General features: G+C 60.1%; 9 protein-coding genes and 1 pseudogene. 2 read left to right on the top strand and 8 right to left on the bottom strand.

All coding sequences use genetic code 11. The annotated features are described in order from the left end of the window. Window positions 1-166: 166 nt before the first annotated feature. Together PMI29_RS23475 and PMI29_RS23480 are read right to left on the bottom strand one after the other, a co-directional pair. A complete protein-coding gene (locus tag PMI29_RS23475) occupies window positions 167-1,000 on the bottom strand; it encodes a phosphatase PAP2 family protein (protein ID WP_007995177.1) in 834 nt (277 codons plus the stop codon). Between the two features lie 34 nt (window positions 1,001-1,034). Beyond that, entirely contained in the window at window positions 1,035-1,706 is a 672-nt protein-coding gene (locus PMI29_RS23480; RefSeq protein ID WP_007995175.1) for a histidine phosphatase family protein, read from the bottom strand. 260 nt (window positions 1,707-1,966) lie between these two features. Here PMI29_RS23480 and PMI29_RS33005 point away from each other — a divergent pair. Both PMI29_RS33005 and PMI29_RS33000 read left to right on the top strand, forming a co-directional pair. Further along, window positions 1,967-3,028 (top strand): annotated as a pseudogene (locus tag PMI29_RS33005) (methyl-accepting chemotaxis protein); the annotation flags it as partial. Next, window positions 3,023-3,886, top strand: coding sequence for a methyl-accepting chemotaxis protein (locus PMI29_RS33000; protein WP_442098392.1), 864 nt, complete (start codon window positions 3,023-3,025; stop codon window positions 3,884-3,886). The pseudogene PMI29_RS33005 and the gene PMI29_RS33000, both read left to right, overlap by 6 nt. A 124-nt stretch (window positions 3,887-4,010) precedes the next feature. Here the strand turns inward: PMI29_RS33000 and PMI29_RS23490 are convergent, their stop codons facing one another. The 6 genes from PMI29_RS23490 to PMI29_RS23515 form a co-directional block, all read right to left on the bottom strand. Next, window positions 4,011-4,430 (bottom strand): type II toxin-antitoxin system VapC family toxin, encoded by a 420-nt coding sequence (locus PMI29_RS23490; protein ID WP_007995172.1) that lies wholly within the window; start codon window positions 4,428-4,430, stop codon window positions 4,011-4,013. After that, window positions 4,427-4,672: a FitA-like ribbon-helix-helix domain-containing protein gene (locus tag PMI29_RS23495; protein WP_007973186.1), complete on the bottom strand. Its 246-nt coding sequence runs from the start codon at window positions 4,670-4,672 to the stop codon at window positions 4,427-4,429. The genes PMI29_RS23490 and PMI29_RS23495 overlap by 4 nt, the downstream gene beginning before the upstream one ends. Before the next feature lie 87 nt (window positions 4,673-4,759). Continuing rightward, window positions 4,760-6,133 carry a DUF1329 domain-containing protein gene (locus PMI29_RS23500; RefSeq protein WP_007995171.1) on the bottom strand — a complete coding sequence of 458 codons (1,374 nt, stop codon included), beginning with the start codon at window positions 6,131-6,133 and terminating at the stop codon, window positions 4,760-4,762. A 121-nt stretch (window positions 6,134-6,254) separates the two neighbouring features. After that, window positions 6,255-8,210: a DUF1302 domain-containing protein gene (locus PMI29_RS23505; RefSeq protein WP_007995170.1), complete on the bottom strand. Its 1,956-nt coding sequence runs from the start codon at window positions 8,208-8,210 to the stop codon at window positions 6,255-6,257. Between the two features lie 71 nt (window positions 8,211-8,281). Beyond that, entirely contained in the window at window positions 8,282-9,571 is a 1,290-nt protein-coding gene (locus PMI29_RS23510) for a hypothetical protein (protein WP_007995168.1), read from the bottom strand. Between the two features lie 242 nt (window positions 9,572-9,813). After that, window positions 9,814-10,767 (bottom strand): FGGY-family carbohydrate kinase (locus tag PMI29_RS23515; RefSeq protein WP_007995166.1); only part of this gene is annotated, 954 nt, incomplete at its 5' end.

Raw genomic sequence — 10,767 nt, 5'->3', positions numbered from 1 at the left:
TGACTGACCCACCGCTATCGCGAGCAAGCTCGCTCCCACAGTTGATCGGTACCATGCGCAAATCCTGCGTTCAGTTACGCCAGGTAAAGCGCCAATCAGACCGTATTCCGGGCAGTAAAAAACCCGCAGCCCTTTCGGGTTGCGGGTTTTCGGTTCTAGCGCCGGATCAGTTTACAGACCGAAGCTCAGACGCCAACACCGGTTTTTCTGATGTCTTCAACACGGGCTGTTCCAGCCGTGCCCGCCCGTAAAACGCCAGCGCCGTCAGCAAACATGCCAGCCACACAAAGATCCCGGCCCATAAGGTGTGGGACATGTAGTGCCAGCCTTGCAGTACCCGCGTGGTGCCATAGATGAAACCGAGGGTCAGCGAGCCGTACATGATCGCTTTCGAATAGCGCCAGCGGTAGCGACGTGCCACGAAGTACAACGCCAGCATGGTGAACCCGCCCGACGCGTGCCCGCCCGGCCAGCAACGCCCCGGACCGGCAACTTTCAGCAGGTCGAAATTTTCATACCACTCGACGTGCTCCATTTTGCCACCGTACAGGGTCGTCTCGATCGGGCAATACACGCTGGTGTGGCCCTTGAGGTAGTGAATTACCCCGGTGCTGATGGAGAACGCGAACACCACGTAGAGAAAATCGCGACGGTGCCGGGTGGCAAAGCGCAGCACTGGTGCGACTTTGATTTTTTCCAGGAAGGCGATGATTTTCGAATGCTTTTCGGCCTTCAGGCGCGGCCAGAGAAATGACAACAAGGCACCGATAATCGCAATCTCGCCCGTCCAGTTCGGGATGATCCGCGCCCATTTATGGGTGATTTTTTCGAACAGATGAACATGGTCCAGCGGGTACGTCTGCGTCACCGGATCAAAAAAATAGTTGTTGAACGCGATGTCGATACTGGTCATGTCGAACATCAGGAACACCACGACCGCGCAGGCCAGCGGAATACCGAAATTCACCCAGTAAAAGCGGTAGCGAGAAGCGGTCAGCATTGTGAATCCTGATTCAAAAAGAAGAGGGAAAAACTCAATGAGTGCTCACCGAGCTCCAGTCAGAAGCCTCGATGAAACCAAGCATGCGCGGAGTTTGCGGGGTTTCGGCGGAAATAAACAGTGAAGCGCCATAACCCAGGGTCGAAGGCGGTAACTTGAGGTCTGTTTCCAGTTGCTCCATGCACTCGCTGTGGGTCACCAGAACCAGGTTGCGCCCGGCCACTTTATGCGCAAGCGTGTCGCGCAACATGGTGCCCTTGCAAATGATCAGCCAGTCTTCGCCCGTGCCAACCTTGTTGAACATGAAGTTGGCGGTCTGCGCCGTGCGCAGGATCGGGCTGTTGTAGATATCGGCCTTGTCCAGGCCCAGGTGTTTGAACTGTGCCCCAAGGCTCTCGGCAACACGGCGAGAGCGCTCGGTAATGCCATCGTTACCAACCAGGCAAGGCGCAGAGGAGTGGTCGCAGCGCTCGACGTGGCGCACCAGTACGATCACGTCGCCCTTGGCCCATCCCGTTATCAGAGCCTGTGCACCGGCCACATTGCCGTGAGCCAGGTCCGGCGCGGTGGCGGGACGCAGCAAAAACACGGTCAGCGGGATAACCAGCAACGCCGAGGCCAACACCACCGCAGCGTTGCGATAGCGGGCAAAGCGGTTCAGATCGATCGAGCGTTTTATCCCGAAAAGACTCAGTCTTAATTCCACATCAAGCCGCCTCGCCGGCACACACCACCCCATTAGATCCCGCAAGGTTAGCGAAACCTGCGTCGGTGACTGGTGAAACGCATGTGAAAAAAAGCTTAAAAGCGCTGTAAAAATCTTGTTACAGAATCCGCTCGGCAAAATCCTTTCAGCTCCCGGGATTGCGGCCGATACATCCTGCTTACGCAGCTTGGCGGCCCCCAAAAAAAACAATCTTCCAGCCAACCGACAAAAAAGAAGCACTACGTTCCTGGAGGAATTTGATGAATAGCTGGTTCGGCAACATCAGCGTGAACCTGAAACTGGGCCTGGGATTTGGCCTGGTCCTGGCACTGACCTGCGTCCTCGCCCTGACCGGCTGGACCAGCCTGGGCGGGTTGATCGACCGCAGTAACTGGATGAGCGACATCACCCAGCTCAATGGCGGCCTGACCAAGCTGCGCGTGGTTCGCCTGCAGTACATGCTGACCAACGGCGACGAAACCGCCGCGCAGTCCGTACAGACCACCCTCGACGCCTTCTCGGCCCAGCAGCAAGCCCTGCTGGCGAAGTTCAAGAGCCCGGAAAACCTCAAGTTGCTCAGAGAACAGGGCGCCGTCATCGATGCCTACAAGACATCCCTCGGCAAGATGCGCAACGCCTATCGCGCCGGCAACAGCGCCCGTGATGCCATGAGCACCAGCGCCGAAACCGCCAACACGTTGATCAATGACATCAACGCCCGCGTGCAGCAAATGCCGTTGAGTGACCAGCGCTTCGAACAGTTCCAGGCCATCACCGCGACCAAGGAAGCGTTCCTGCTGGCCCGCTACGAAGTGCGCGGCTATACCGCCAACACCAATGCCGAGACCGAGCAAAAAGCGGTCGGCCAACTGGACGCCGCCATCGCCAGCCTGAAACCGCTGAACACGCATTTCGCCGATTCCCGGCAAGACGCCCTGCGTCAGCTGGAAACCGCACTGGGCAACTACCGCAGCGCCTTGCAGGCCTACAAGGCCGCCAGCAACGACGCGGTGCAAGCGCGCAAGGAAATGACCGACCAGGGCGCCGCCATCGTGTCCCAGAGCGATCAGATGTACCAGATCCAGCTCGACCGCCGTGACGCCGAAAGCGCCCGGGCACGCACACTGCAAATGATCAGTACGTTGCTGGCGTTGCTGGTGGGCATCATTGCCGCCGTGGTCATCACTCGCCAGATCACCCGCCCATTGCGTGAAACCCTGGCGGTGGTCGATCGCATCGCCAGTGGTGACCTGTCCCAAAACGTCCTGGTTACCCGCCGCGACGAACTCGGCGTGTTGCAGCAAGGCATCGCGCGCATGGGCGTGACCCTGCGCGACTTGATCAGCGGCATCCGCGACGGCGTGACCCAGATCGCCAGTGCCGCCGAAGAGCTGTCGGCCGTGACCGAGCAGACCAGCGCCGGGGTCAACAGTCAGAAAGTCGAGACCGATCAGGTCGCGACCGCCATGCACGAGATGACCGCCACCGTGCAGGAAGTCGCGCGCAACGCTGAAGAAGCCTCGCGAGCCGCTGCCGCGGCGGACGGCGAAGCCCGTGAAGGTGACAAGGTGGTCAACGAAGCCATCGCCCAGATCGAGCGTCTGGCCAGCGAGGTGGTGCGTTCCACCGAAGCCATGAGCGTGCTGCAACAGGAAAGCGACAAGATCGGCAGCGTCATGGACGTGATCAAGGCCGTTGCCGAACAGACCAACCTGCTGGCGCTCAATGCCGCCATCGAAGCAGCTCGTGCCGGTGAAGCCGGTCGTGGTTTTGCCGTGGTGGCCGACGAGGTTCGCGGCCTGGCCCAGCGCACGCAGAAATCCACCGAGGAAATCGAAGGCCTGGTGGCCGGTCTGCAGAACGGCACGCAGCAAGTGTCGGCGGTGATGAACAACAGCCGCGTCCTCACCGACAGCAGCGTGGCCCTGACCCGCAAGGCCGGCGAGTCACTGGAGAACATCACCCGCACGGTGTCCAACATCCAGTCGATGAACCAGCAAATCGCCGCCGCTGCCGAACAGCAAAGCGCCGTGGCCGAAGAGATCAGCCGCAGCATCATCAACGTGCGCGACGTGTCCGAACAGACCGCTGCGGCGAGCGATGAGACTGCCAAGTCCAGCGTTGAACTGGCGCGGCTGGGTGGTCAATTGCAGCAGATGGTGAGCCACTTCCGCGTGTGATGAATTCAGGCTCGTCCTGTAGGAGCGAGCTTGCTCGCGATGCTGGTCAACGATAACGCGTGCATTCTGAATGACCGCGACGCTGGCAAGTTCTTCGCGAGCGAGCTCGCTCCTACAGGGGAGCTCAGCTCATCCAGGGATCTATCACTTCAACACCGCTGAACTCGAAATCTCGAACATTGCGGGTGGCTATGGCAGCCCCATGGCTTCGGCAAGTGGCGGCAATTTGCGCATCTGCCATTGAAACTGCACGCCCGTTTGCTTCAGCACCCGCTGTCAGCGCTGCGTACTCAACAGCGGCATGCGCATCAAATGGCAAAATCCTGCCAGCAAAGTCCTCTTCGAACATTGCCATGGCATGGGCTTCAAATTTTTGTTTGCGCTTGCCCGAAGGCAGGCGTGCGATGCCGTGGAGTATTTCCGCCACCGTTACCGCACTGACTGCCAGATCCATCGCCGGCTGCGCATCAACCCAGGCAACCACCCGGGTTTCAGGCTCGGCTCGCATAAACTCTGAAAGAACGTTGGTATCGAGCACTATCATTCAGAAAAATCCACCGCCGTTGCTTTCTCTGAACGCTCTGGCAGATCAAGCTCGACTCCGCCCAGAGTGCTGAAACGATTGCGGATCCTGCTTCCAAGTCCACCGGCGCGATCAACCGTCGCCAAGGCCCTGCCCAGAATCAGGCGAGCCTCCTCTTCCATGGAATGTCCGTTATGAGCCGCTGTGATGCGCAGTTGCTCCTTGAGCTTCTCATCAAGGTTTCTAATTGTGATGCTGGCCATGATGCCTCCTGCAATCAATGAAATCATTGATTGCAGGCTAGCACATCCTGGCAAACCAAAACCCGGCAATCTTCCGAATGGCCAATATTACCGCGTCCCACGCTGGCGCAATGCCGACGGCATGAAGTACGCGTCTTCCGGTACCGGTTGGGCGAAGTCCACTGTGGCCGGCTCTTCGTTGTCCAGGTTCTGCACGTAGTAACGACGCGCCTGCAAGTCATGGAATACGTCCAGCGCACTCCAGGTGGTGGGCAGGTCGTAGAAGTTTTTCAGGTAGGCCATCGACACCCGCCACAACTCCCCTCGCCCGTCGTATTGATCCACCAATGCGGCGCCCCAACTGTCCTCGTCCAGAAACAGCACGCGCCTGGAATAGATATGCCGCGCGCCCGGCTTGAGCGTGCCTTCGACCACCCAGACCCGATGCAGCTCATAACGGGTGTATTGCGGGTTGAGGTGGCCTGGTGTGAGCAACTGCGCGTACTTCACCTCAGGGCTACCGACTTTGTAATTGTTATAGGGAATGTAGACCTCTTGCTTGCCCTTGAGCTTCCAGTCGTAGCGGTCTGGCGAGCCGTTGAACAGGTCAGTATCGTCCGCCGTACGCAGGCCGTCGGATGAGGCGATCGGGGTGTCATACGCGAGGTTCGGCGCCCGGCGCACACGGCGTTGGCCCGCGTCGTAGACCCAGGCCTGACGCGAGTCCTTGAGCTGGTCCAGGGTCTCGTGAACCAACGCCGCACCGCCAGCCAGCCGGGCCGGGCTCTTCACGAACGCCAAGTAGTAAAACAGGATGTTTTTCAGGTCGGCAAACTGCCCGCCCGGACGGTAATAGTTGAAGAGCCCCTCCTGCTGCGAGGTCACAAGCGCGAAACTGCCGTTGCGTTGTACCGGCGCTTCGGAGGCACGACGGACCACATAGATGCCGCGATAACGGGTGATGTGGTTCCACAGCACCTCGACCCCATCCTTGGGCACCGGGAACGGCACACCGCCATAGGCATCGGCAAAACCGGTCCCGCCATCGAGCAGCTTGGCCGAGATCGCATTTTTCAAGGTGTTGTCGTACAGCCACTGCGGCGCCGAGCCAGAGCGGCGAGAGGGATAGACCGGCATCTGGAAGGTGTCGGGGTAGCTGTTGAACAGTGCGATCTGACCCGGGCTGAGGTGGGCCTTGTACTGTTCAAGGTTGGCCTTGGTGATGGTGAAAAGCGGCTTGTCCGTCGCATACGGGTCCAGGTGATGCTGGCCAGGCTTGTAGCCCGCCGGCGCCTGGGTGATACCGCCGCTCCATGCCGGAATGGTCCCGGCCGCGTTGCCGGCACGCTCGGCCCCCAGCGGCGTCAGCGTGCTTTTCAATTGCTCGGCTTGCTGGGGCGTGACCGCGGCCAGCGCGCTGCCGGCGGCCAGGCTCAGGAACAGCGCCAGCGTGGTCTTGGTCAGTCGTGAAGTGTGAATCATGATCGTTCTCCGAAATACAAAAACCTGTGGGAGCGGGCTTGCTCGCGAAAGCGGTGTGTCAGGCGACATATGTGTTGGATGTGCCGCCCTCTTCGCGAACAAGCCCGCTCCCGTGTAGCAATCAAAGGAAGTACTTGAGGTTGAAGCCGACGTTATCGCGGTCACGCAGGCCGTTGTCCTGCCCACCGCCATAGAACTCGGTGTATTGCAGCTCGGCCTCCAGTTTGTTCTGGTAGTTGGCCTTGATCCCCAGGGTGTAGGCCTTGCGGCCCTCGATGATGTTGCCCGCCTGATAGCTGTTGCCCTCGAAGTCATCCTTGTAGACGACATAAGGCGAGACGTTGACCCCGGCATACACGTCGTTCCAGGTGCCGTTTAGCATCGCGGTGTAGCTGTAGGAGTTGCGGTTGACCTGGTCGCTGCGCTCGCCACCGGACACATATGAAAAGTTACCTGTGCCCGCGAAGTAACGGGTACTGCCGTCAAAAGCGGTGTATTGCAGGCTGCTGCCGCGCAGGTGCTCGGACGCCAGTTCGAACACGCCGAACATCGAGTCGAATGACAGGCTCGGGCCAAAGTTGTAAATGGTGCCCATGGACGTGTTGAACGCTTCCACCCGCTCAGCGTTATTGATCTGGCTGTCGAGCGTGACCTGCTGCCCGCCGATGTTGATGGTCTGGCCGGCTGCCGCTGCGGCAGCGCCGTTGGCCAGGTCGCCGATCAGGTCGTTGGTGGCGGCGACCCCGATGGGCAGGTTCGGCCGATAAGCCACTTCACCGAACACCGACGCCTGGCCCAGGGTGGTGTTGAAACTGAAGCCGTACATGCGGATGTCTTCGGCGTAGCGCCGATGCGCCTGAATATTGCCCAGCACATCCACGGTCGCCAGGCCGTTGGCCAGTTGCCCCGCCTGACTGCCGGCGACACCGGCCAACAGGTTGGTCAGGGCATTCATGTCGATGCCCTTGTACCCTCCCAGATCGGCGGAAATGGTCGGTTCCTTGGCGTGGTAGTTGACCATGTACAACCCGAACTCGGTGCTGTTGAGTTCTTCTGCGATGTAGCGAAAAGCGAAACCGAACTGGCCGTCGTTGCGCGCGTTGAAATCCTTGCCGACCGTGGCCACCTTGACGGTGTTGCCAAAGGTCGGGGTTACCCCGTTGGCGTACAGGCCGGTGGTGCTCAGAGCCTGGTTGAGCAGCGGGTTGTTGCCCAGCGCACTGTACAGATCGATCACGTTGCCAAAGCCTGGCACCGGGGTGTCCAGAGCGGTACCGCTGAAGTTGTTGTAGGCGGTGTTGCCGCCGTCGGCGAACAGGTCCGTCTGCGAGTAGAAAGTGCCGACCGGGTCGATGCGGGTTTCCTTCCAGTTGGTCTGGTAAAAGCTTTCCATGGTCAGGGTGTCGGTCAGGCCGATGTTGAAGCTGAGCGCCTCCACCGGGACCAGCACTTCCTTGACCTCGGCCCCGGGCAAACGGTACTTGGCCGCATCCACCGGGTTGGTGGTGTTGATCCCGCCACGGTAGAAAATCCCCTCGCCCCAGTTGAACACCTGGCGCCCGATACGTGCGGTGACCGGCATCTGCGCCACGTCCCAGTTGCCATAGAGGTAGGCGTCGAGCATCTCCACCCGGCTGCCGGCGATATCGCGGGTCTGGCTGGTGAAATGGTCGTCCTGGGGGAAATTCTGACTGGGTTGCGACGGGTTGTTGTTGCGGTAGTAATCGTTGCGCTTGTCCATCAGTTGGGTGTCATAGAACGCGGTGCCGCGCACGAACATCCCGTAGTTCTGATAGTTGGCCTCGAGCTCGGAGGTGATCTTGTACACCTCGGAAACCAGACCGGTGTCGAAGTTGCGATTGCCGTCGTTGGTGTTGATGTCGTCGTTGTTCTTGTCCCGGCCCTGGACCCGCCACAAGCGGCCATAAGACAAGGTACTGTCGAATGAACCGGTGATCTGTTTGTCCAGCACACTGAACTCTTCGGCCTGCGCGCCGTCGACCGCGCACAGTTGCAGCAGCCCTGCCAGGCCGACGCCGGGAAGCGCCGCGCCAGACAGCCGAAATCGAGTCCTCATGATCTGTTCCTCTTTCCCTGGTTTTGTTGTTTTTATTGTTTCTGTGTAAGCGGACAAAGTTGCCGCAATGGCTATGGCGCCAATCCCGCACTGGCATAAATCCGGCTGTGTGCGCCGAAATGTCCCAGCAGTTTGAACAGCTGTTGGTTAAGTGCCGGATGGTCGAAGTCTTCGCGCTGCAGCTGATTACCGCTGCTGAAATCGCTGGTGATCGGTGCTGTGTCCAGCCATTGGCCGATGGCTTCATCGAACGCTGCGGATTCGTCGACGGACTCTGCACTCACCACTTCGCGCAGGTAGTCCACCGAGTACGGCGGATAACGGGCGTCCTGGGCAAAATCGGCATAAGCGTCGAGCATCGGGTGTACCTGGCCTGCGCGCAGCAGGCGACGAAGCCAGGTCGACTGATATTTCTCCACTTCCATGTGCCGGGTGGCGACCCGTTCGATGGCCGCCTGTTTGTCGGCATCGAAGCCGGCCAAGGCCTTGCCTTCCAGCAACAGCAGGCTCGCCAGGTCGACACCGGGCAGCGGCTTGGCGTGATAAGGCTGGGTCAGGTCCTGAACGTGGTGCAGGCCCCAACCGAGAAATCGATAGCCCCAATAAGGATGGCCAGTGGCAAACGCCAGTCGCGCCAACCCCATGTACTGATAGGCGCGCCAGTCCGGCCAACTGCGCTGAAGAAATCCGGCAGCGGCATACACCACCGGGCTTTCATGGAAAAACCCCATATGGAACGGCGCCTGGGAGCTGTACTGAAACCGCGCGTCGCCGAAAGGCTGTGGGCCGAAACCGTACAACGCGCCCACCTCGCCCGGGTTGTCGCTGAACAGGTTGATGTCGTGGCCATAATCAGGCTCATCGGCGGCGCTGGCCAACACGGCCAGCGGTGCTACTTTTTCGCCGTCCTTCACGCGGATGAAGCGCTGACGATTCCACGGTGAGCGGGTCTGCTCAACCATGACCTGCCCGGCGTTGAGGTGTTCACGTTCAGGCTGGTCCTTGCCCGGCAACGGCTGGATCACCATGGCCAGATGAATCTGTGGATTGATCCGCATCGCGGTGAGGAAGTCGTGCCGCAAATTGTCCCCGGGCACGACGGGCAGCCGCAGATTATCGGGGCGTGGCGGGTATTGGGCGAAGTGCTCGCGGGCGAAGCGTTCCTGTTCGTCCAGCAGAGCGCTCACTGCTTCGTATTGCTGCGCAAGAAACTGCTCCAATGGCTCGACTTCGACCTGCTGGACTGCGCGCAAGGCCGGCAGGCCCTGCAACGCCAGGTAGCTGCCCACCGTATGGTTGGACCAGCCCCACGCCGTCGGGACCGTTCCACAAAGCAGCAGCAGGAGAAATGTCAGCTTCATTGCTTTTGGTTCTTATTGGATGTGCAGTGAGGGTTGAGCCTAACAACCGGTCCTGCCCCTGACACTGTCCAATCTCACCAGAAAAGTTCTCCGATAGCGCCACATGCACGGTGTAAAAAAACACCGAAGGTCATTGTGGGAGCGAGCTTGCTCGCGATGGCGGTGGGTCAGTCACCATTGATATCGAATGTACTGCCGTCATCGCGAGCAAGCTCGCTCCCACAGGGTTCTCGGGTGTTTTCCTAAGCGGGGTAACCGGTGATTTTGCGGATGCTTTGGTACAACGGCTTGAGCTGTCGATACATGCGCAGGTAGACCTCTTTGTACAGTCGCTCATAGATCTGCTGCGCCTCGGGTTGCGGCATGAATACCGCACCGACCCGAGTCATGGCGGCCATCGCCGTGGGAAAGTCCGCGTGCAGCCCCAGCCCAACCGCGCAGCAAATGGCCGCGCCCAGGCCGGACGCTTCGTAGACATGCGGACGCTCGGCCGGCAGGCCGAAAATATTCGCAGTGAGTTGCATCGCGGCATCACTCTGGGAGCCACCACCGGCGACGCGCAAACGCGTGATGGAGACCCTGGAACGCTTCTCGATCTTCTCCATGCCCTGACGCAAGGCATACGCCAGACCTTCGAGGATCGCCCGGTAAATGTGCGCACGGGTATGCACGTCACCGAAGCCGATCATCGCGCCCTTGGCTTCCACCCCCGGCTCACGGATACCGGGCGACCAGTAGGGTTGCAGCATCAACCCCATGGAGCCCGGCGGCACCGCGTCGACCAGCGCATCGAAGAGTTGCTCAGGCTCCACGCCCTGGGCTTTGGCCTGCTGCATTTCCCGCAGGCCGAACTCGTTCTTGAACCAGCTGACCATCCAGTAGCCGCGATAAATCATCACCTCGCAGTTGTATTGATCCGGCACCGCAGACGGGTAAGGCGGAATCAACGGGACGATTTCCAGGTAGCGCGACCGGGTGCTGGTGATCGTCGCCGTGGTGCCGTAGGAAAGGCACACAGTGCCTGCGTCGACGACGCCGGAACCGACGACTTCGCAGGCCTTGTCGGCACCCGCGGCGATCAGCGGCAGCCCCTCGGGAATGCCGGTGTGGCGGCTGGCCTCGGCGCTGATGTAGCCGAGGGTTTCACCAGGTTTGTGCAGGCTCGGCAGTTGCTCGGGACGCACCGCCAGCGCCTG

This window comes from Pseudomonas sp. GM49 (assembly GCF_000282355.1).
Classification (GTDB): domain Bacteria; phylum Pseudomonadota; class Gammaproteobacteria; order Pseudomonadales; family Pseudomonadaceae; genus Aquipseudomonas.
This window is presented reverse-complemented; position numbering and strand designations above follow the sequence as displayed.

Bases quoted from the DNA above. Each gene is read 5' to 3' on its own strand.
- PMI29_RS23475 (WP_007995177.1), bottom strand. From the start codon at position 1,000: ATGCTGACCGCTTCTCGCTACCGCTTTTACTGGGTGAATTTCGGTATT.
- PMI29_RS33000 (WP_442098392.1), top strand. From the start codon at position 3,023: ATGGGCGTGACCCTGCGCGACTTGATCAGCGGCATCCGCGACGGCGTG.
- PMI29_RS23490 (WP_007995172.1), bottom strand. From the start codon at position 4,430: ATGATAGTGCTCGATACCAACGTTCTTTCAGAGTTTATGCGAGCCGAG.
- PMI29_RS23495 (WP_007973186.1), bottom strand. From the start codon at position 4,672: ATGGCCAGCATCACAATTAGAAACCTTGATGAGAAGCTCAAGGAGCAA.
- PMI29_RS23500 (WP_007995171.1), bottom strand. From the start codon at position 6,133: ATGATTCACACTTCACGACTGACCAAGACCACGCTGGCGCTGTTCCTG.
- PMI29_RS23505 (WP_007995170.1), bottom strand. From the start codon at position 8,210: ATGAGGACTCGATTTCGGCTGTCTGGCGCGGCGCTTCCCGGCGTCGGC.
- PMI29_RS23510 (WP_007995168.1), bottom strand. From the start codon at position 9,571: ATGAAGCTGACATTTCTCCTGCTGCTGCTTTGTGGAACGGTCCCGACG.